The organism is Gilliamella sp. B3482, assembly GCF_026536805.1.
Taxonomy (GTDB): Bacteria; Pseudomonadota; Gammaproteobacteria; order Enterobacterales; family Orbaceae; genus Gilliamella; species Gilliamella apicola_E.
In genome coordinates, this window is the sequence record NZ_JAFNNL010000002.1 from 309,460 (window position 1) to 330,374 (window position 20,915).

At 37.2% G+C, this 20,915-nt stretch carries 19 protein-coding genes; 6 read left to right on the forward strand and 13 right to left on the reverse strand.

Annotation, left to right across the window (positions count from 1 at the left end):
* Position 1: 1 nt before the first annotated feature.
* On the reverse strand, positions 2–1,678 hold the full coding sequence (gene ilvG / locus J3U18_RS04610; protein WP_267353062.1) for an acetolactate synthase 2 catalytic subunit: 1,677 nt from the start codon (positions 1,676–1,678) through the stop codon (positions 2–4).
* Between the two features lie 452 nt (positions 1,679–2,130).
* Between ilvG and J3U18_RS04615 the strand changes: the two genes are divergently transcribed.
* The 3 genes from J3U18_RS04615 (at position 2,131) to J3U18_RS04625 (ending at position 4,281) form a co-directional block, all read left to right on the forward strand.
* Positions 2,131–2,574 carry a hypothetical protein gene (locus J3U18_RS04615; RefSeq protein WP_267353063.1) on the forward strand — a complete coding sequence of 148 codons (444 nt, stop codon included), beginning with the start codon at positions 2,131–2,133 and terminating at the stop codon, positions 2,572–2,574.
* Positions 2,575–2,602: 28 nt separating this feature from the next.
* Positions 2,603–3,109 (forward strand): hypothetical protein, encoded by a 507-nt coding sequence (locus tag J3U18_RS04620; protein WP_267353064.1) that lies wholly within the window; start codon positions 2,603–2,605, stop codon positions 3,107–3,109.
* Positions 3,110–3,405: 296 nt separating this feature from the next.
* A complete protein-coding gene (locus tag J3U18_RS04625) occupies positions 3,406–4,281 on the forward strand; it encodes an SDR family oxidoreductase (RefSeq protein WP_220225784.1) in 876 nt (291 codons plus the stop codon).
* 52 nt (positions 4,282–4,333) lie between these two features.
* Here J3U18_RS04625 and J3U18_RS04630 read toward each other — a convergent pair whose 3' ends face one another.
* From J3U18_RS04630 to J3U18_RS04655, 6 genes are all read right to left on the reverse strand, one after another.
* Entirely contained in the window at positions 4,334–5,569 is a 1,236-nt protein-coding gene (locus J3U18_RS04630; RefSeq protein WP_267353065.1) for an MFS transporter, read from the reverse strand.
* A 265-nt stretch (positions 5,570–5,834) separates the two neighbouring features.
* A complete protein-coding gene (locus tag J3U18_RS04635) occupies positions 5,835–6,947 on the reverse strand; it encodes a cupin domain-containing protein (protein WP_267353066.1) in 1,113 nt (370 codons plus the stop codon).
* Positions 6,940–7,722: a YchF/TatD family DNA exonuclease gene (locus J3U18_RS04640; protein ID WP_065733782.1), complete on the reverse strand. Its 783-nt coding sequence runs from the start codon at positions 7,720–7,722 to the stop codon at positions 6,940–6,942. The genes J3U18_RS04635 and J3U18_RS04640 overlap by 8 nt, the downstream gene beginning before the upstream one ends.
* Positions 7,723–7,734: 12 nt before the next feature.
* Positions 7,735–8,913: a lipopolysaccharide assembly protein LapB gene (gene lapB, locus J3U18_RS04645; RefSeq protein WP_267353067.1), complete on the reverse strand. Its 1,179-nt coding sequence runs from the start codon at positions 8,911–8,913 to the stop codon at positions 7,735–7,737.
* Positions 8,914–8,919: 6 nt separating this feature from the next.
* Entirely contained in the window at positions 8,920–9,216 is a 297-nt protein-coding gene (locus tag J3U18_RS04650; RefSeq protein WP_065563404.1) for a LapA family protein, read from the reverse strand.
* Positions 9,217–9,281: 65 nt separating this feature from the next.
* Positions 9,282–9,995 (reverse strand): phosphatase PAP2 family protein, encoded by a 714-nt coding sequence (locus tag J3U18_RS04655; protein WP_065563405.1) that lies wholly within the window; start codon positions 9,993–9,995, stop codon positions 9,282–9,284.
* A gap of 102 nt (positions 9,996–10,097) precedes the next feature.
* On the opposite strand from J3U18_RS04655, the gene ribA reads away from it, so the two are divergent.
* Positions 10,098–10,697: a GTP cyclohydrolase II gene (gene ribA, locus J3U18_RS04660; RefSeq protein ID WP_267353068.1), complete on the forward strand. Its 600-nt coding sequence runs from the start codon at positions 10,098–10,100 to the stop codon at positions 10,695–10,697.
* 74 nt (positions 10,698–10,771) lie between these two features.
* On the opposite strand, the gene J3U18_RS04665 is transcribed toward ribA, so the two are convergent.
* From J3U18_RS04665 to zipA, 4 genes are all read right to left on the reverse strand, one after another.
* Positions 10,772–10,960, reverse strand: a complete 189-nt coding sequence (locus tag J3U18_RS04665) for a 2-hydroxymuconate tautomerase (protein ID WP_267353069.1) — start codon at positions 10,958–10,960, stop codon at positions 10,772–10,774.
* A 9-nt stretch (positions 10,961–10,969) separates the two neighbouring features.
* Positions 10,970–11,485, reverse strand: a complete 516-nt coding sequence (gene luxS / locus J3U18_RS04670) for an S-ribosylhomocysteine lyase (RefSeq protein WP_267353070.1) — start codon at positions 11,483–11,485, stop codon at positions 10,970–10,972.
* A gap of 67 nt (positions 11,486–11,552) precedes the next feature.
* A complete protein-coding gene (gene ligA, locus J3U18_RS04675; RefSeq protein WP_267353071.1) occupies positions 11,553–13,619 on the reverse strand; it encodes an NAD-dependent DNA ligase LigA in 2,067 nt (688 codons plus the stop codon).
* 168 nt (positions 13,620–13,787) lie between these two features.
* Positions 13,788–14,696, reverse strand: a complete 909-nt coding sequence (gene zipA, locus J3U18_RS04680) for a cell division protein ZipA (RefSeq protein ID WP_218058462.1) — start codon at positions 14,694–14,696, stop codon at positions 13,788–13,790.
* Positions 14,697–15,074: 378 nt separating this feature from the next.
* On the opposite strand from zipA, the gene J3U18_RS04685 reads away from it, so the two are divergent.
* Together J3U18_RS04685 and J3U18_RS04690 are read left to right on the forward strand one after the other, a co-directional pair.
* Complete coding sequence (locus tag J3U18_RS04685; RefSeq protein WP_065563409.1) at positions 15,075–16,265, forward strand: efflux RND transporter periplasmic adaptor subunit; 1,191 nt, start codon at positions 15,075–15,077, stop codon at positions 16,263–16,265.
* Positions 16,266–16,278: 13 nt separating this feature from the next.
* Positions 16,279–19,491, forward strand: a complete 3,213-nt coding sequence (locus tag J3U18_RS04690; RefSeq protein WP_267353072.1) for an efflux RND transporter permease subunit — start codon at positions 16,279–16,281, stop codon at positions 19,489–19,491.
* Positions 19,492–19,664: 173 nt separating this feature from the next.
* On the opposite strand, the gene ruvC is transcribed toward J3U18_RS04690, so the two are convergent.
* Both ruvC and J3U18_RS04700 read right to left on the reverse strand, forming a co-directional pair.
* Positions 19,665–20,153, reverse strand: a complete 489-nt coding sequence (ruvC, locus tag J3U18_RS04695) for a crossover junction endodeoxyribonuclease RuvC (protein WP_065563411.1) — start codon at positions 20,151–20,153, stop codon at positions 19,665–19,667.
* Entirely contained in the window at positions 20,153–20,896 is a 744-nt protein-coding gene (locus tag J3U18_RS04700) for a YebC/PmpR family DNA-binding transcriptional regulator (RefSeq protein ID WP_065563412.1), read from the reverse strand. The genes ruvC and J3U18_RS04700 overlap by 1 nt, the downstream gene beginning before the upstream one ends.
* Between the last annotated feature and the right edge of the window lie 19 nt (positions 20,897–20,915).

A 20,915-nucleotide genomic window follows, 5' to 3' on the forward strand; every position in this document is an offset into this window, starting at 1 on the left:
CTTACTCCTTGTTACTTTTATCTAACATGTTTTCGTTGGCTGCGCCTGGTGGTACCAGTGGCCATACGTTTTCAAGCTCATCGATACATACGTGCAGTAGATAAGCACCTTTCGAATTGAATAGGTTATCGAGTGCGCCTTCGATTTCCGATTTTTTGCTGATGGTTTGCCCTGGTATGTCAAAGGCTTTGGCTAGCATTAAAAAGTCGGGGTTATCTGATAAGTTGGTTTCGCTATATCTTTCATTAAAAAATAGCTCTTGCCATTGTCTTACCATGCCTAGGCGTTGGTTATCGATGAGAACGATTTTGACGGGTAATTTTTTGCGTTTAATCGTTGTTAATTCTTGTACATTCATCATGAATGAGCCGTCACCCGATACGCAAATTACCATGTCGTTTGGTCTAGACATTTGTGCGCCAACTGCCGCTGGTAATCCAAAGCCCATAGTGCCAAGCCCACTTGAGGTAATAAAGTTTTGTGGGTGGGTAAAGGACATGTGTTGCGCTGTCCACATTTGGTGCTGACCTACGTCGGTGGTGATGACGGTGTTAGCTGGTTTGCGTTCAGAAATGCGTTTGAGCAGTGCTGGCGCATAAATGGCGTCACCCGGATGATCATAACGTGTTGGATGCTGGGCTTTCAGTTGTTTTATTTTGTTATGCCAGTCATCAATTGAGACCGTTTGGTTAAGCATCGGTAATATGTGTTTAATATCACCTTGTAAGCCTAAATGGGTTTGGCGTAGTTTGTTGATTTCTGACTGATCAATATCGACATGGATCACTTTTGCATGTTTAGCAAATTCGTTAAGTTTGCCAGTAACGCGGTCGTCAAATCTAACCCCTAAAGCGATCAGTAAGTCACACTCTTGTACGGCTAAGTTAGCCGCTTTGGCGCCGTGCATCCCAATAAGTCCTAAGTAATAAGGATTGTTAAGGTCAGCAACGCCAAGCCCTTTTAAAGTCGATACGCTAGGAATTTGGGTTAACGTCATAAATTCGCGTAGTTCGTTAATAGCACCAGAAAGCCCAACACCACCACCAATATAGAGCATCGGTTTTTTGGCTTGGCAGATCATTTGTTTGGCTTGTTTTATCTCGTCAGGTGATATTGGATTGAGTTGAGCATTATCAGAAGGCGTTTTTATGGATGTTGGCGTTAAATAGGTTTGGTAATCATGGTCGGCAAGCTGGATATCTTTCGGGATGTCAATTAATATTGGTCCTGGCCTGCCCGAATTGGCTAAGTTGAAGGCCTCTTGTAAGGTATTTGGCAACTGGGTGGCATCATCAATTAAATAGCTATGTTTGGTACATGCAAGGGATAATCCTAAAACGTCAACCTCTTGAAAAGCATCAGTGCCGATAAGTGAAGTTGGAACTTGTCCTGTTATTGCAATTACGGGTACCGAATCAATTAGTGCATCAGCAAGTCCAGTAATAATGTTGGTTGCACCAGGCCCCGATGTGGCAATACAAACGCCAATTTTACCTGTTGCTCGGGCATAGCCAATGGCTGCCATGGCTGCGCCTTGTTCGTGACGGCAAAGTACGTGTTCAATTCCGCCATCATAAAGCGCATCGTATAGAGGCATAATTTGACCACCAGGATATCCAAAAACGGTAGTAATGCCTTTTTCTTTTAAGGTTTTTACAATCCACTGTGTTCCTAACATTCATTCCTCACTTTTTGCTTTTTCTTATGCCATGTCTAAAAAAAAACCCCCGCTTTTTGGGGCGGGGGTTTTGAAATATGATGACCATATATTTAACTCAAAAGACGCCCCCGCGTTGGAATAATGACCACGCTAATGTTAATGAGGACGACGATGAGTGAAAAGTTCATTTGTAATTATTTCGTTAATTCTTTAAAAATATTTATCCAAAATACTCGTTTTAAAAAAAAGTGCAACAATTTTTTTGTTGTTTTTTTAAAAGCATCATCAATTCATTTATATGTTCGTTAAAAAAAGTTGAGGAGCGGGGTTTTTGATGATTTAAATAGGATTGTTTTGGCTTTTTAATGAAGGTTGGTGTATAACTATTGTTCATCTTTCCCAAATTGCTTTGAGCATTTTTTAACTCTTTATTCATAATTATTATTTATTCCGTTATGTGAGATATCATTATGAAAATATTTAAATTGCTAGCGTTTTTTGTGATGAGTTTTTTGCTGTTAAGTTGTGATAATGCTAAAAAAAATACCCCAGTTGAAAATGATTCCCTTGCAGCAATACAAAATTCGATGATTGAGCCTATGAAAAAAGCCTTACCCATTGAGGTTGATGAGTTAACGACTTTGGTTGGCGTTGAGAAGGATAAGGATCGTAATATCATCAATTATCAATATGATGTTAAAAATACGCCAGAGCATACGATGTTGTTACCCAGTACGCTCGATACGATTCGCCAAGCACTTTTTACTGCTTATTGTGAAAATACGGAGGATATGCAACAATTGAAAACGGCGTTCCCGGATGGGGCATACTATCATTATTTTATTGATAATAAAGAGATTGTTGTGGTTGAATTAACGCCAGCCGATTGTCAGACAAAAGGTAATCGGCAATAGCTTCTATTGGTTATGGATGAGTGGATGAATGATAAAAATTATTTTTTTATTGCTGCAATTATGTTTTGAGTATTCACAGTATAGCAATGATGGGATTGATAAGCTTGTGGACACTATTGGTACTGAAAAAACCCAGAGATTAATACAACTCATCGATGAATATCCTGATAAAAAGGACCTAGATTTCGATAATAGGACTGATGAGTCCGATTATTATAGAGAGGCAGCCATCAGCGTAGTTAAAAAAATCTTACCCATCACTTTAGATGAATACACAACTTTATCCGATGTTAACGCTGAAGGTAATGTTGTCGTTTATCAATATGAAATTAATGGGATCACTCCAGACGAATTTCTTTTACCCGATAATAGGGAATTGGTTAAAAAGGCAATTGTTGAATCTTATTGTTCCGATTCACCTCAAATACGTAAAATGAAGAAATATTTTAATGAGGGGGCTAAATATACGTATTACATTGATGGTAAAAGGATTCTTATTGTGGATGTTACGACTGATTGTTCTTTCAAAAAATAGCTATCATTAATTCTGCATTACTAGCTTAATGTATATTTATTTGTTACACTGTGTTTGGTGTTTAATTTTTCACCCATAATGGTTTTAGCATTTGTTGTTTTTGTCCTCGCTAAACCATCCAAGTAAGTTATTTTTCTCGTTATCAATGATTTTTATTTTTCACAGTATAATTAATTGAATTAATTAAGTATTTTAAAGATATAAAATATACTCGACAATAGGATTTTGTGATTATTAATTGATTCTATTATGTTAAATTTGAATTTAAATGCATGTTTAACTTAGGAGAATATTATATGAGTAAGCATAATCCAAAATATTTTCATGATAAATTTCCTAAACAAAAACAAAATCCTCCTGGTTTGCAATATGAGATGAAACCAGTTCCTGATTGTGGTGAGGAAAGTTATCAAGGTCATCAACGTTTAGAAGGTCTAAAAATGTTGGTGACCGGTGGTGATTCAGGTATTGGACGCGCAGCAGCTATTGCGTATGCAAGAGAAGGTGCTGATGTTGCAATTAATTATTTACCAGCAGAACAAAAAGATGCCGAAGATGTGGCTAAAATCATTGAGTCTGCGGGTCGAAAGGCTGTGCTTATCCCTGGTGATTTAAGCGATGAGTCATTTTGTAAAAAATTAGTTGAAGAAGCGCATAAAAAATTAGGTGGACTTGATAATTTAACCTTGGTGGCTGGTAAGCAAACTGCGGTAGAAGATATTATGCATTTGTCTACTGAGCAAATCAAAAAAACGTTTGAAATTAATGTGTTTTCACTATTTTGGGTAACTAAAGCGGCATTAGGTTATTTAAAATCTGGCTCGACGATTATTACCACTTCTTCTGTGCAAGCTTATCAACCAAGTGGCAATTTGTTGGATTATGCTTCAACCAAGACAGCGATTATTGCATTTACTCGTGGCTTATCTGCTCAATTAGGTAGTAAAGGTATTCGAGTAAATAGTGTGGCGCCAGGTCCGGTTTGGACGCCATTACAAATTTGTGGTGGTCAGCCAAGCGAGGCGATTCCTGAATTTGGTAAACAGACTCCATTACAACGTGCAGGACAACCTGTTGAACTTGCTGGTGTTTATGTGCATTTGGCATCGGAAGAGTCAAGCTATACCACTGGTGAAGTTTATGGTGTTACTGGTGGTATGCATATCAATTAATTTGAGGTAAACATGATTTAGAAAGGGCTTTTTAAGCCCTTTTTTTATCTCGCTATTCTAATACTTTGCCTTTGGTTTCTGGAATTAAGAATATAAAGGCTGCTGCAGATAATAGGTAAGCACCTGACAGCAATGCTAATGCATAGCTGATTGAGTAGATAGTTGCTAAGTAAGCAATCAGTACTTGCGATACGCCAGCAATCCCACGACCGACGTTAAAAATAATGTTTTCAGCACTTGAGCGCGCATCAGTCGTGTAGTGTTCAGCTAGTAATGCACCATATCCACCCATCATGCCGTTCACAAAAAAGCCAATCACTGAGCCAAATAGAATTAAAATGGCAACCTCTTTTTGTTGGAAGTAGAACCAGATTGATACGGCGGAAATCAATAAAAATACGATATATGAAGGTCGGCGTCCAAATTTGTCACATAACCAACCAAAAATTAAGATCCCTAATGACATGCCAATCGTGGTTGAGATAGTCCAAAACATGGTATTTTTGAAAGGTAAGTGATATTCAGACGCGATCATGTTTGGCATCCAAACCATTATGCCATAAAAGCCAAAATTTTGTACTGCACAGGCAATGGTTAATCCGATAGTTGTTGCGGTGATTCTCGGGTTTTTAAATAGTTTGCCTATGGCAATTTTGTTTTTATTTTGGTCTTTTAGATTTTGCCAGATTTCAGGCTCTTTAAGTCCTTTACGCGTCCAAGCAACAAATAGCGCTGGTAATACTCCCATCGCAAATGCCCAGCGCCATCCGTGTGCTTCACCAATAAAATTGACAGTTAGTGTTGCAAGGATGATACCGGCTTGGAAGCCTAGTGCGACAATTGAGGTTGCCCTTGAGCGCTTGTGCTTTGGCCAGCTTTCCGAAACTAGCGTCATGCCGATACCAAATTCACCACCTAGACCCAGTCCACTTAGAAAACGAAAAATGAGGAAGCATTCATAATTAGGTGAGATAGCACAAAGACCGGTGAATAATGAGAAGATTAGGATTGTCCATGAAAATACTCTGACTCGTCCATATTTATCAGCAAGAATTCCAAAAAAGATTCCGCCTAATACGGCCCCTAATAATGTGCCTGACGTCAAGGTGCCAAGGTCAGCATTAGTTAGGTTGAAGGTGACGGCAATTAGGCTAAAACATACACCTAAAATCATCATATCTAAGCCATCTAATGCATAACCTACTGTTGATGCAAATAGGGTTCGTTTTTGATAGGGGGTAGTTTGTTCACTTTCAGCGTGCTCGGCCTGGTTTACGTTAGTGTTCATGTTTACCTCAAGTTATTTATAATGGATAAGCATTTATTATTAAATGAAGGCGGGAATTCAAAACGGGGGCAAGTATATACTTAAAAATGATAAAAATCCAAATGAAAAGCCGAAATTCGTGGGTTTTATTCTGTTTATTTCTATTTTGGCGAAATTATTCGACTAATTCTGATAAATATCTAATTTTTGAGACAAATTAGCTGATAATTTCACCATTTTGTGGTTTTTTCGATGACTTTTTCAGTCAATAGTTTTTGAGCGAAATTTATTCTTCGTCAAAATACCAGTAACCAAGATTAACAAATTTCAACATGACATGTAGGGTTTGTTCATCTTGTAATTGTTCGTAGTAAAGTACATCGGTTTCACATAATAGGTCGATGGTTTCCATGGGTAGTGGTATTTTTTTACCGTTGATATAAGCCGTATCCTCTATTTTTACAATACGTATACTTGGTACACGATAGAGTTCAGCGCCAGATTTTAGGATTTCTTCAAATTCATCTAGCTCATATGAGGGATCAACTGGGATGATGTTGAGATCATGCATAGGAATAGTGATGTGTTTACCAAACCAGTCATTGAATAAGTCTGGGTTTTTGATAAGGTCGATCATTTGTCCTTGTAGTTTTTCTAATTCATAAGGTTGGATTCGATAAGGATCATTTGGTAATTTTAAGTCTGGGTCTTGATAGAAGATGCCATTGGGTAAGTTATCAATCACATAATCAGCAAAACCACTGAGTAGTTCTTGTGACGTTTGAGTTCTAAATCCTACGGAGTAGCTGAGCGATTCTCCAATTGATACCCCATTATGTGGAAAGCCAATTGGAATATATAAAATATCACCCGCAGTGATTTCTTCATCAATAATTGGCTCATAATCTTCTACATGCAGTAGCGCTTTGTGAGCACTGAACTGTTTGTAATTAGGATTACGATCACCAACCTGCCAACGACGGCAACCTTTGCCTTGGATAATAAAGACATCATAATTATCAATATGAGGTCCAACGCCTGCACCTTGTGTGGCATAGGAGATCATTAGGTCTTCAAATTGCCATTGAGGAATACATTTGAATGGTTCAACGAGTGTAGCTGCTTGTTCATGCCAATGGTCAACTGCTTGTACAAGGAGGCTCCAATGGTCTTGACCTAGGTGACTATAATCGATAAATGGACCGTAGGCGGCGTCCCATATGCCGTTTTTGTTGGTAACGATTCGGCTTTCAATTTCTTCTTCCATGGCAAGGCCAGCTAGTTCTTCTGGGGTGATTGGGTCGATAAAGTTGCTAAAAGCATCACGCAAGATGACCGGCTTTTTTTGCCAATAATTGGTTAAAAAATCATCCCAATCGATAGTTAATGTGTTACTCATTGAATGCCCCTTGTAAATTAAATAATTGACAAAAGTTAGTGGTTGTTTGTTTTGCAATTGTTTCTAGAGATACGCCTTTTAATGCCGCCAAGTAATTAGCCACTTCCCGAACATAAGCGGGTTGGTTTTCTTTTCCTCGATAAGGAACGGGGGCTAAATAAGGCGAATCAGTTTCAATCAATATGCGATCTAATGGAACATATCTTGCTACTTCTCGTAACGGTTCGGCATTTTTGAAGGTAATGATGCCGGAAAATGAGATATAAAAGCCAATATCTAATAAAGCTTTGGCTGTATCAATATCTTCAGTAAAACAATGCAGTACACCGGAATAAGCTTGCTCTTCTTTTAGGAGTTTTAGTGTGTCTTGCTTGGCGTTACGAGTGTGAACAATGATCGGTTTTTTTAGTTGCTTGCCTAATTTTATATGTTCAATAAAGTTGGCTTGTTGCAATTCAATATTATCTTGTTGGTAGTAATAATCCAAACCTGTTTCACCTAAAGCGATAACGTTGTCTTCTTGAGCAAGGCGAGCAAAACGTTCGGCATCGTAGGGCTCATCATCCAAATTGAGTGGGTGAATTCCACATGAAAATGAGCACTGTTTTTGGTATGGCATGAGCATTGTTTTCATCGATTCATAGCCTGAAAGTGTGGTTGCCACGCTTAGGCAATGTTTCACCTCGTTGTTTTGTGCTTCTTGCAATACGCTATCAATCGATTTGTTTGTATAGTCCAAACTGTCTAGATGACAGTGCGAATCAATTAGAAACATATTTTACTCTTTTTAATTATCTGAATGATGTTCGAAATCTCGAACTGGTTTTATGGTTGACCATGAGCGACAGCTCGGACATAGCCAATAGAGGGTGTTAACCTTAAATCCACATTTTTGGCAACGGTAATTGGGTACTGATTTTATTTGCTCACCAACCATGTTGCGAAGTAGTAATAAGCTCTCTTTAGCTTTTCCTTGTTCAGCATCGGCAACATGGTAATCCATTAAGCGATAGAATCCTTTTAGATTTGGGTGTTTTAATAATTCACGATAAAGGTAATATTGCGCTGCATCGAGTCCATTGTCTTTTTCAACAATGTCGGCTAGCATCAATTCGGCAACATTGCCAGTATCTTGTTTGACACAAATTTCGAGGAATTGTTTAAATAACTGAGGTTGATTAAGTTTTGCGTAACATGCTTTTAATAATGGTAACGCTTCACCGATTAATGCTTTATCTTGATTTAATATTTGTTGGAATGACTCGATTGCTTGTTCAGCTTTATCTTGCGCCATAAATACTCGCCCAAGCATTAATGATGTTCGTGCACAATTAGCGTCCGCAGCCGCTGATTTTTTTAGTAAGGTGTAAGCTTGATCCAAATCATTATTAGCAATAGCGATGGCAGCAAGCTCACAATAAAATTGGGCTATTTCGATTTTGTATTTTACATTACCAAGTTTGACCAGTCTGGTAGCAGCGTTAATTGCGTTATTCCATTCGCTAGTTGATTGATATATGACTAGCAGTTGTTGTAGGGCATGTTGCTGAAAGTCTTCTTCATCGATTAGCTGTAAAAACATCTCTTCTGCGCGATCGTAAAAACCTGCCACCATGTAATCTCGACCAAGCTGTTGAATAGCTAATAGTCTTTGTTCAAAGGTTAATGAGGCGCTTTCCATTAATGCTTGGTGAATACGTATTGCGCGGTCTACTTCGCCTCGTGAACGGAATAAGTTACCTAAGGTAAGATGGGCTTCAAGTGTGCCTTCATCTTCTTTTAACATGTCAAGGAAGAGGTCAACCGCCTTATCTTTTTGGTTTGACAAAAGAAAGTTTAGACCATCTACATATTCTCTAGATAGTCGGTTAGATTCATTTAAATATTTTTGTTTGGCATTTCTATCTCCCATGTACCAGCCGTATCCGGCGGCTATGGGGAGTAATAGAAATAACAATTCAAACATAATTACCTATTTTTCTAATTTGGTTAAATTTTGATGTGTATTTTCATCATATTTTTTCTGTAATTTATTTAGTTTACGTTTTGTTGATGAGTGTTGGAATTTTGATTTTAGGAAGTAAATTCCAGTTAATATCCAACCAACTAAAAAGCCTGAACCAAATAAAATAGCAAGTAATACCGATAACCTAACTTCTGTTTTAGCAATTAAATAGTTGAAGGTGACTAATTGATTATTAGCTGAACCTATTGTTATCGATATGGCGAAAATAAGAATTATCAATAAAATTGATATTACTAATTTCATAATTTTAACCTTTTTATTTTATTAAAAATCTCTAAATAACTAAAATTTTAAATTTGTTTATAAAATCATCTGACTACTATATTCCATTTTCTAGCATAAAAACAGCTTATTAATGCAATTAACCAAGCAAGAACAACGCCTAATATAAGGTCATAAGCCGAATGCATACCCAATAATAGCCGACTTGTTTCAATCAGTGTTGACCAGACTACGATGGCGGTCACAATTATAAAATGTCGTCTAAAACTAAGTAATGTTATTGCTAAAAAAGCCCATGTTGCTGCAAATAATGTATGTCCAGATGGAAAAGCATAGCCTGTTTCTTGTTGCCAATGTTTTGACAACCAAGATGGTATTGTAGTTGTATTAGTTAGTAGTTGTTCAATGTTGGCTTTTCGTTCAGCTCTTGTTTGGGAATAAAATTGTTTGTCGCTAAAATGATACTCTTTAGCTAACCATAGAACATATGGTCTTGATTCAGCTGTTTGTTGTTTGATTAAACTTTTAATGATTTGTCCACCTAACATTGCGCTGACTAAAATTAACAATATAACTAAGATATTTTTTTTATTGGCCAATAGTAGACAGAACAGTAGAAAAAATAGTCCTGATGTGATTATTGCCCAAGGATAACTTGCTGTTTCGGTTATCCAAAAAAAATATTCAGATGAATTATTAAGTGCTGACGGTTGCCAATGCCAATTTACGACTATTACAGATAACGGTATAATTAGAAATAAGACTAATGCCGCTATTGTTTTTTTTATTACTAACCCCATTTAAAAACTCAATTAAGCATAAAATTTGATTTATTTTAACATGGAAGAACGATTTGTTTTTAAAAAATCTTATCTATGTGTTTACTAAATTTGGAGATAATAATGCAATTAAAACATGTTGCACAAGCCAAACTGCCAACACCATGGGGATGTTTTACCATTGTTGGTTTTGAAGAGATTGCAACAGGTAAGGATCATGTGGCATTAGTGTTTGGTGATATCAATGATGAAACGTCAATTTTGACGCGCGTTCATTCAGAGTGTTTAACCGGTGATGCGTTATTTAGTTTGCGTTGTGATTGTGGTTTTCAGTTAGAAGCCGCCTTAAAACAAATCGCTAAAGAAGGTAAAGGGATTTTAATTTATCATCGCCAAGAAGGGCGTAATATTGGGTTATTAAATAAGATCAGAGCCTATGCCCTTCAAGATCAAGGTTTAGACACGGTTGAAGCAAATGAGCAATTAGGGTTTGCGGCAGATGAGCGTGATTTTACTTTATGTGCCGATATGTTGACGCTGTTAGGGGTGTCAAAAATTCGTCTGTTAACGAATAACCCTGAAAAGATTAAAGTGCTTGAACAAGCAGGGATAGAGGTTACCGAGCGCGTTCCTTTAGAAGTAGGAGAGAACCCAAATAATGAGCATTATTTAGCAACCAAAGCCAATAAGTTAGGGCATTTGTTGCATTTACATCGTCATTAGTTTTTAATATTTTAAATTGTTTAACCTCAATATTTAATATTGAGGTTGATTTTTTGGGGCGATTAATCGTTTAATTAATCTTTATCACAACGAAGCACTCCACCGTTGGCAATTTGGTCTTTAGAGATTTCGTGCATGATAATTTGTACTGCTTCAGGTTTGCAGTTGAGTGTTTCGACAATTGCATCTGTTACTCGTTTAGCCATTTCACGTTTTTGTTCGATGGTGCGTCCTTCTAAGAAATCGATAACGACATTTGGCATAAATATCTCCTAATGATTAATGGTAGCAAGTTTTGCATCAGTTAATGCGATGTCTTGATTATGGCAAATACCAATACCGGATTGTATGATTTTTTCAGCAATCGCTTTTGCTTCATCTAATGAGTGCATTGTGTAGGTTCCACATTGATATTCGTTTAATTCTGGAATTTCTGATTGTGATTTTACATTTAGCACATCATGCATGGATTTTAACCAAGCATCAACTACCAACGATTCGTTAGGTTTACCAATTAAGCTCATATAAAAACCAGTACGGCATCCCATTGGGGATATATCTATAATTTCGACATTATCACTGTTTAAATGGTCGCGCATAAAGCCAGCAAATAGGTGTTCTAATGTATGAATCCCTTTTTCAGATAATAGTGCTTTATTAGGAATGGTAAAGCGAAGATCAAATACAGTTATGTCATCACCTTTAGGGGTTGCCATGGTTTTAGCTATTCGCACAAAAGGTGCTTTCATTTTAGTATGATCGACTTTAAAACTGTCTAATAAAGGCATAATGTTCTCCTTAGTTTATAATCAAGCTATTTTGATTAATTAGCTCGATTTATTCCACCTTTTTTATTCATTGATTTAATAAATCTAACATTTCTTGTTCATCAATGACTTTTATTCCTAGCTCTTCTGCTTTAGTAAGCTTTGAACCTGCTGATTCACCCGCAATCACTAAGTCGGTTTTTTTAGAAACACTACCAGTAACTTTAGCACCGTGTTTTTTTAGTTTGTCTTTTGCTTCGTCACGGGTTAATTGTGATAATGTTCCGGTTAATACAATGGTTTTGCCCGAGAATGGTGAGTCAATTGTTAATGGTTGTACTTCGACATCAGGCCAATGTATACCGATTTCCGGACTGGTTAGTTGGTCAATGACATCACGATTATGGGGTTCTTGAAAAAAGTCGATAATACTTTCAGCGATCACTTCACCAACATCACTTACAGTTTGTAGTTGCTCTAATGAAGCGTTTTCGATCGCCGTTAAATTACCAAATTGGTTAACTAAATTTTCAGCTGTGACTTCACCAACATTTGGTATGCTCAAGGCGAATATAAATCGATTTAAGGTCGTGTCTTTAGATTGATTTAATGCGTTAATTAGGTTGCTGGCTAATTTTTGCCCAACTTTGTCTAATGAACATAAAATTGGTAAGGTTAGCTTGTAAAGATCAGCCGGTGTTTTGACATAATCTTTATCTACTAATTGTTCGATTATTCTATCCCCGAGTCCATCAACGTTCATTGCCCGGCGAGATACGAAGTGTTTTAGAGCTTCTTTGCGCTGTGCTGGGCAAATCAATCCACCGGCACAACGAGAGATTGCTTCACCTTCATCGCGAACAATAAGGGAGCCACAAATAGGGCAGTGGGTTGGGAAGATGATTTCTTTGGTGTCAGCTGGTCGCCGATCTTGGATGACTGAAACAATTTGTGGAATCACATCACCTGCACGGCGTACAGTGACATAATCACCTTCTCGAATACCTAAACGTTCAATTTCATCACTGTTGTGGAGTGTTGCATTACTGACGATAACCCCTGCTACCGATACCGGCTCTAGTCTTGCTACTGGTGTTATGGCACCGGTACGACCAACTTGGAAGTCGACTTTTTTAAGCTGTGTTACTTCTTCTTGCGCTGGAAATTTGAATGCTGTGGCCCAACGAGGTGCACGCGCAACAAAACCAAGCTCTTGTTGTTGTGCAATACTGTTGACTTTGATAACTACACCGTCAATATCAAAATCAAGTGACATTCTTTCCTCACCAATTTCATGAAAGTAGGCAAGTGCTTCTTGGACACCTTGGCGAATCTGGACTTTGTCGCTAACAGGTAAACCCCAAGCTTTAAATTGCATTAGACGGTCATAGTGGTTATCAGGTAGAGTTGCGCCCTCATTAATGCCAACTCCATAACAGAAAAAAGAAAGCGGTCTTTTGGCGGTGATTTTAGGATCTAATTGCCTTAATGAACCTGCGGCGGCATTCCGAGGATTTGCGAATGTTCTTTCCTTGCGTTTTTCCGCATCTGCATTTAATTTGGCAAAACCTTTGTGTGTCATAAAGACTTCGCCACGTACCTCTAATCGAGTAGGTATGTTTTCACCTTTTAATACCAGTGGAATAGTTCTTATGGTTTTTACATTTGAAGTTATATCTTCACCAGTAGTGCCATCGCCACGTGTTGCTGCTCGAACGAATCGTCCATTTTCGTATAATAAACTTACCGCTAACCCGTCAAGTTTTAACTCACAGCAGTATTCAACTGATTGGCTACTAGTAAGATGTAAGCGATCTTTTACCCTTTTATTAAAGGCATTAAAACTTAATTCATCAAATACATTATCAAGTGATAGCATCGGTAATTCATGTTTTACCGAGGCAAATTGTGACAGAGGTGTGCCTCCTACACGTTGTGTTGGTGAGTCGGATGTGATGAGTTCAGGGTGATTGTGTTCTAAATTTTGGAGTTGTTTTATTAATTTATCATATTCTACGTCGGGAATTTCTGGTGCATCAAGCACATAATAACAATATTCATGATGTCTTATCAGATTGCGTAAAGCAGTTATCTCTTCTGTTACCTCTTGAAGAGATTCAGAAAGATTTACTGAATTTTCAGTTATATTTGGCATGATTTTAAACTCTTAAATTAAAACTACAGTTTTAGAATTAGCAATAAAATAGTACGTAACTAAATTTAGTACAATAGGTATTGATAAATATAGTTTGTAAACCCACATAAACTAGCTATTTCACTAATTTTCATTAGTGAAATAGTTTTAAAAAAAGAGTTCTTGTGATTAAATTTCGTTACAAGCTTTTTTAATGCGTTCTTTATAACTATCAATCTTTTGTGGTGTCATCATGTGATGTTCATCATCAAGTACTACACCATTGACATCGTCAGCTATACGTTGCGCGGTTTGTAACATAAGTTTGAAGTTTTGTTGATTGTTACCATGAGTTGGCGCAACCATAAATATTGATACACCCGGTGTGGTAAATTCGTGCATGGTTTCAGGATCTAAATAACCTGGGCTAATCATGTTAGCTAAACTAAATAAAATTGGGCCATTGCCGGCAGGGTCAACATGGCGATGGAAAATTTGCATATCACCAAATTGGAATCCTGATTGCATTATGCTAGCTAACAGTACATCACCTTGTAATGATTTGCCATTTATACCGGTTACGTTTAAGACAATAATTTCAGTTTGGTTGTCTTCACCGACATCTAGTTTTTGATTGCTTTGTTCTTCTGATACTGGTTGAGCCGTTTTTTGAACTTCTTTAACCTTTGGTGTTACTGGCTCTTCAGCAAAAATTTCTTGTTGAAAGTTGATTGTAGGCTCGTTATCAGCCTTATCGTCAATTTCTTCGTCATTATTATTTGAAAATAGATCTTCTTGAAGAGGTAAATGCTCTTCCTCTTCTTCTTTCTCGGTTTCTTTAACGTTCTCTTCTTCAACTACTACTGACTCAACTGGCTTATTACTTTCATCCTGTTTATTTTTAGGCGTGAGTAATATTACATCGTCTTCTTCGCCGTAGATGTCTTCAAATTGTTGAGTATTTGGTGTGAATTTATCTTTTTTGCCTGATTTAAATAAAGAAGAACGTTCTTTTTTATTGATCCAGAGCCCATGAATCAATAATGCAATAATGACTAAGGACGCAATAACAATTAGAACAGTACGTAAATTATCCATAATACCCATCTCAGAATTAAATTAAATATAGATTTAAATTATTCAATAATATAATTGAAAAAAAAGGATTAAAAAATACCACAATTAAATTTTTTTACTTTTTATTCGTAAGCTAAATCCATACTTACTTATTACAGCACTAAAAATCAATTCGCATATATTACTTTATTTCTCCGAATAATCATAATATCAATCCCAATTTTTTTAATATTATTGCTTTGATATGGTTAAATTTAGTAAATTTTTAGAACTCTGTGCTATTAAGGTGTTAAGATACTTACAATCAATGCATATTTTTTGTAAAATCACCGATCACTTTTGAATGATTTCATTGTTTTTATTAAAAAATAATTATTAAGTTACCGAGGTCTTTTTTATATGAGATTTAATAAGCTATTACTTACGCTGGCATTATCTGGTCTATTGTTATTGACTGGTTGTGACAATAATCAATCCCAATCAGCTAATGGTCAATTACCTAAGGTAACTGTTTTTAAAGTCCAACCTTTAGATTATACCCTTAAAATTAGTTTACCGGGACGAGTTGTTGCATCGCAAATAGCTGAAATTCGACCACAAGTTAGCGGAATTGTGTTAAATCGTGAATTTGAAGAAAGTTCGAATGTTAAAGCTGGGCAATCACTTTATCAAATCGATCCCGCTATTTATCAAGCTAATTATGATAGTGCTGTGGCAAGTGTAGAAAGTGCGAAAGCTAATGCTAATATCGCGCAACTTACTTTAAAGCGTTATGCAGGACTATTAAATACTAAATCCATCAGCCAACAAGAATATGATAAAGCTGCTGCTGATGCTAAACAAGCTGAAGCAAGTGTTTTAGTGGCTCAAGCAGCAGAACACGCTGCGAAAGTTAATTTAGATTATACTAAAGTTTACTCACCAATTGATGGTTACATTGGTAAATCAAGTGTGACAGAAGGTGCGTTGGTATCTGCTGGGCAAGCTGCTCCACTTGCTTTAGTTCAACAACTTGATCCAATTTATGTTGATATGACTGAAGCGGCTACTCGCTATAATAAATATCTTCAAGATGAAAACATTGTTTATGAACCCGCTAAAGGCGATAACGTTGATCTGTTTTTTAATGATGGTTCTAAATACGCATTATCAGGTAGCATTAAATTTTCAGATATGACAGTTAATGAGACTACAGGTACTGTTACACTGCGTTCACAATTTTCAAATAGTGAAGGTAAAATTTTACCAGGTATGTTTGTCAAACCACAAATGACATTAGGTACAATTAAAAATGCAGTGTTAGTGCCTCAACAAGGTATTACTAGTAACCAAAAAGGCCAATATACGGCTAAGATTTTAAAACCAGATGGTGCAGTTGAGTATCGCCAAGATATTAAAATTTATACTGGTGTAGGTGGCTATTGGGTGGTAACTAGTGGAATTAATATCGGTGAAGAAGTAATTACAACAGGCCTGCTTAATTTAACTGGGGTTGAAACAGGAGCAGCTATGAATGCGGTTGCAGTTGGTAAGCCGGCTGAACTCACTCAAGAGCAGTTAGATAGTCTCATCAAAAACAGCGTAAAATAAGGTAGATTTAATTATGGCTAAGTTTTTTATTGATAGACCTGTTTTTGCATGGGTAATTGCTATCATGATGATGCTGGGCGGTGCTTTGTGTATTAAGTTACTTGCTGTTGAACAGTATCCTGATATTGCACCACCTGCTGTTACGGTTTCTGCTGTTTATCCAGGTGCTGATGCACAAACAATTGAAAATACAGTGACGCAGTTAATTGAGCAAAACTTAACTGGTTTGGATAATTTGATTTATATGAAATCAACCAGTAGTGCTCAAGGTGTGGTACAAACTACGTTAACTTTTGCACCAGGTACTAGCCCTGATTTTGCTCAGGTACAGGTATTAAATAAGGTAGAAAGTATTAAATCTCGTCTACCAGAAAGTGTTCAAAAAAATGGGGTTTCGGTTGCTAAAAATAACACCAACTTCTTAAAAGTTATCGGCTTTTACTCAACCAATCCTCAAAAAACACAAGCAGATATAGCTGACTTTATTTATTCAACTGTACAAGATCAGATTCGTCGTGTACAAGGGGTAGGTGATACGCAATTATTTGGTTCTGAATATGCAATGCGTATTTGGTTAGATCCAAATAAACTTAATTATTTTAATCTGTCGATTGAAGAAATTATTGGTGCTATCCAAGCGCAAAATGCACAGGTTACTGCAGGGCAATTAGGTGCTTTACCAGCCACTGAAGGGCAAGAACTTAATGCTACCATTACTGCTCAATCACGTTTAAAAACACCGGAGCAATTTCAAAATATTTTACTTCGTGTTAATACAGATGGTTCAAATGTTTTATTAAAAGATGTAGCTAAAGTTGAAATTGGTGCAGCTGATTATAATTTCCTTTCTCGTTATGATGGTAAACCATCAGCTGGTTTAGGTATTTATTTAGCAACAGGTGCTAACCAACTTGATACATCTGAGAAAGTTGACAAAAAAATTGAAGAGTTATCTCATATTTTTCCTGAGGATATTAAATTTGCGTATCCTTATGATACAACACCATTTGTTAAATTATCGATCAACAACGTAGTACATACCTTAATCGAAGCAATCATTTTGGTTGTTATCGTGATGTATGTGTTTTTACAAAATCTGCGTTCTACACTTATTCCAACCATCACCGTACCGGTAGTATTGTTAGGTACGTTTGCGGTTCTATATATCTGTGGATTTACCATTAATACGTTATCCATGTTTGCTATGGTACTGGCCATCGGTCTTCTGGTCGATGATGCCATTGTGGTTATTGAGAACGTTGAACGTATTATGCATGATGAAGGACTTTCACCTTATGATGCAACCGTTAAATCGATGGAACAAATTACTTCTGCTTTAGTTGGTATTGCCGTGGTACTTTCAGCGGTATTCGTACCAATGGCATTTTATGGTGGTGCAGCAGGGGGGATTTATCGTCAATTTTCAATCACTATTGTAACGTCAATGTCATTATCAGTGGTGATGGCAATTGTGTTAACGCCAGCACTTTGTGCTCAAATTTTAAAAGCACCGTCAAAAAGCAAAATTAAGAAAGCTACGATTGGCGAAAAATTAGAAAGTGTGCCTCCATTTAGCTGGTTTTCAATTGGTACTAAATGGTTCTTCAATAAATTTAATAATGTATATAACAAAAGTTTACATGCCTATGAAAAAGGTGTAATTAAATTTATTCGATATCCTCTCGTTTCATTTATTTGCTATGCGTTAATTGTTGTTGCTTTAATATTTGGCTTTAATCGCTTACCAACTGGCTTCTTACCAAATGAAGATCAGGGGGTATTAATTGTCATGGTTGAATTACCACCCGGTTCTACATTAGAACAAACCATGGGTGTGTTGAATAAAACCTCTAATTTCTATATGGAGAAAAAGGCTGACTCAGTGAAGGAAATCTTTACCGTTGCTGGTTTTAGTATGGTTGGTCGTGGTCAAAATATGGGGCTTGGCTTTATTCGATTAAAAGATTGGGATGAGCGTACTCGCCCAGACCAAAAAGTTGATGCCTTAGTTGGTAGTGGTTGGGGGTTTGCTTCAACAATAACTGAAGGTCGTGTCATTATTACCAATGTACCAGCAGTACCGTCACTTGGTATGGCTAATGGTTTCTCATATATGTTAAAAGATACCTCTGGCCTTGGGCATGATGCATTGATGGGCGCATTTTTCCAACTATTGAGACAAGCCTCTCAAAATCCTAACTTACAACAAGTTCGCCCTGGTAGTATGTTAGATGTTCCACAATATAAAATTAATGTGGATTTCGAAACGGCTCAAGCACTTGGTGTTGCGGTAAGTAGTGTTAATACCGTGCTTTCAACTGCATTAGGTTCAGCTTATATTGATGACTTTGTTTATAATAACCGTGTTAAAAAGGTTTATTTACAATCTGATGCGGCTTATCGAATGCTTCCTGATGATTTTAGTTTCTGGCATGTGAAAAATCAAAAAGGTGAAATGGTTCCTTATGATGCATTTGCAACCACAACGAAAAGTTATGGTTCACCATCACTTGTTCGTTATGATGGTGTAGCGGCAATGGGTATTAGTGGTTCGGCAGCCCCTGGGTTGAGTTCTGGTCAGGCTATGGCGACTATGGAAGAATTATCTAAAAACTTACCTAAGGGCTTCTCGTTTGACTGGACAGATATTTCTTATCAAGAACGTCAAACAGGCTCTCAAACTACAACACTTTATTATATTTCAATCATTGTGGTGTTCTTGTCGTTAGCAGCTTTATATGAAAGCTGGACAGTACCTATTTCGATCCTATTTGTGATCCCACTAGGTATTATCGGTACCGTATATGCGACGATGTTTAGAGGTCTTGATAACGATATTTACTTTATTGTTGGTCTTTTAACTACGATGGGCTTATCGGCTAAGAATGCTATTTTGATTGTGGAATTTGCTAAAGATGCACTTGAAAAAGAAGGTAAATCATTAATCGATGCAACGTTAGAAGCTTGTCGTCTACGTTTACGTCCAATCTTAATGACTTCGTTTGCTTTCATTCTTGGTGTGTATCCATTAGCAACAAGTAGTGGTGCTGGTTCTGTAAGCCAGAATGCGGTAGGTACAGGAGTAATCGGCGGTATGTTGACAGCAACATTCTTGGCGATATTCTATGTTCCGCTATTCTTCTTATTTGTAACTAAATTATTTACTAAACATAAGAATAAAGTCGTATTGCCAACTAACTTTACAGGCAACACTGAAAATAAATAACCAATAGGTTAGATTTAAAAAGCACCAATAGTCTTGGTGCTTTTTTTATGTGCTTTTTGGATTAATCTTTTAAACGATAATTAAGTTTGTATTCAGTTAAATTTTGCGTTGAGGAGCGGGGTTTTTGAGTGATATAAAACAGATATTGAGGTGATTTTTTTAAAGATTGGACTTTATCGATGTGATTTAACTAAGTGTTGGGTCATATGCGCATGGGTAATCGCGATTGCGAGCGCATCAGCGGCATCTGCTTGAGGGCTTGCAGGTAGTTTAAGTAATAACTTAACCATGTGCTGTACTTGCTTTTTATCCGCTGCTCCTGTTCCAACTACGCTTTGCTTAACTAATCGTGCGGCATATTCAAAAACGGGTAAATCATTATTAACCGCTGCAACAATGGCAGAACCTCGTGCTTGACCTAATTTTAGTGCGGAATCGGCATTATGAGCCATAAACACTTGTTCAATAGCAAACATGTCTGGTTGAAATTGGAGGATGATTTCGCTTACTCCGGCGTAGACACGTTTTAAACGCGTTGGTAAGTCATCAACTGCAGTACGGATACAACCACTGCCAAGATAGGTTAGTTGTCGTCCCGTTTGGCGAATTACACCGTAACCCGTCAAACGAGAACCTGGGTCAATCCCCAGAATGATAGTCATTAGAGCGCTGCTGCAACTTCGTCTGACACTTCTCCGTTATGATAAACTTCTTGAACATCATCACAATCTTCAAGCATGTCAATAAGACGTAGTAGTTTTGGTGCAGACTCTATATCCAAATCAACTTTAGTGGCTGGAATCATTGAAACTTCAGCGGATTCAGCGACTAAGCCTGCTGCATCTAGTGCATCTTTAACTTCACCGAATGATTCAGGTGTTGTAAATACATCAATAGCACCATCGTCATATGTCACAACATCATCAGCACCAGCTTCAAGCGCAGCATCCATGACTTGATCTTCGTCAGTTCCAGTTGGATATGAGATAACGCCTTTTTTGGTGAATAAGTAAGATACAGAACCATCAGTACCTAGGTTTCCACCAGTTTTAGTAAAAGCATGACGAACTTCTGATACCGTGCGGTTACGATTATCACTTAAGCATTCTACCATTACTGCCGTACCTGCTGGTCCATAACCTTCATAGATGATAGTTTCCATATTAGTATCATCTTCACCACCAACACCACGAGCAATTGCTCTGTTCATGGTATCTCGAGTCATGTTGTTAGATAATGCTTTGTCCATAGCAGCTCGTAGACGAGGGTTAGACGCTGGATCGCCACCACCAAGTTTTGCTGCTGTTACAAGTTCGCGAATAATTTTGGTAAAGATTTTACCGCGCTTAGCATCTTGAGCTGCTTTGCGATGTTTGGTATTGGCCCATTTACTATGACCTGCCATAAAATTCTCCAGATTAAAT

Coding starts and splice junctions, on each gene's coding strand:
- ilvG (WP_267353062.1), bottom strand. CDS start 1,678: ATGTTAGGAACACAGTGGATTGTAAAAACCTTAAAAGAAAAAGGCATT.
- J3U18_RS04615 (WP_267353063.1), top strand. CDS start 2,131: ATGAAAATATTTAAATTGCTAGCGTTTTTTGTGATGAGTTTTTTGCTG.
- J3U18_RS04620 (WP_267353064.1), top strand. CDS start 2,603: ATGATAAAAATTATTTTTTTATTGCTGCAATTATGTTTTGAGTATTCA.
- J3U18_RS04625 (WP_220225784.1), top strand. CDS start 3,406: ATGAGTAAGCATAATCCAAAATATTTTCATGATAAATTTCCTAAACAA.
- J3U18_RS04630 (WP_267353065.1), bottom strand. CDS start 5,569: ATGAACACTAACGTAAACCAGGCCGAGCACGCTGAAAGTGAACAAACT.
- J3U18_RS04635 (WP_267353066.1), bottom strand. CDS start 6,947: ATGAGTAACACATTAACTATCGATTGGGATGATTTTTTAACCAATTAT.
- J3U18_RS04640 (WP_065733782.1), bottom strand. CDS start 7,722: ATGTTTCTAATTGATTCGCACTGTCATCTAGACAGTTTGGACTATACA.
- lapB (WP_267353067.1), bottom strand. CDS start 8,913: ATGTTTGAATTGTTATTTCTATTACTCCCCATAGCCGCCGGATACGGC.
- J3U18_RS04650 (WP_065563404.1), bottom strand. CDS start 9,216: ATGAAATTAGTAATATCAATTTTATTGATAATTCTTATTTTCGCCATA.
- J3U18_RS04655 (WP_065563405.1), bottom strand. CDS start 9,995: ATGGGGTTAGTAATAAAAAAAACAATAGCGGCATTAGTCTTATTTCTA.
- ribA (WP_267353068.1), top strand. CDS start 10,098: ATGCAATTAAAACATGTTGCACAAGCCAAACTGCCAACACCATGGGGA.
- J3U18_RS04665 (WP_267353069.1), bottom strand. CDS start 10,960: ATGCCAAATGTCGTTATCGATTTCTTAGAAGGACGCACCATCGAACAA.
- luxS (WP_267353070.1), bottom strand. CDS start 11,485: ATGCCTTTATTAGACAGTTTTAAAGTCGATCATACTAAAATGAAAGCA.
- ligA (WP_267353071.1), bottom strand. CDS start 13,619: ATGCCAAATATAACTGAAAATTCAGTAAATCTTTCTGAATCTCTTCAA.
- zipA (WP_218058462.1), bottom strand. CDS start 14,696: ATGGATAATTTACGTACTGTTCTAATTGTTATTGCGTCCTTAGTCATT.
- J3U18_RS04685 (WP_065563409.1), top strand. CDS start 15,075: ATGAGATTTAATAAGCTATTACTTACGCTGGCATTATCTGGTCTATTG.
- J3U18_RS04690 (WP_267353072.1), top strand. CDS start 16,279: ATGGCTAAGTTTTTTATTGATAGACCTGTTTTTGCATGGGTAATTGCT.
- ruvC (WP_065563411.1), bottom strand. CDS start 20,153: ATGACTATCATTCTGGGGATTGACCCAGGTTCTCGTTTGACGGGTTAC.
- J3U18_RS04700 (WP_065563412.1), bottom strand. CDS start 20,896: ATGGCAGGTCATAGTAAATGGGCCAATACCAAACATCGCAAAGCAGCT.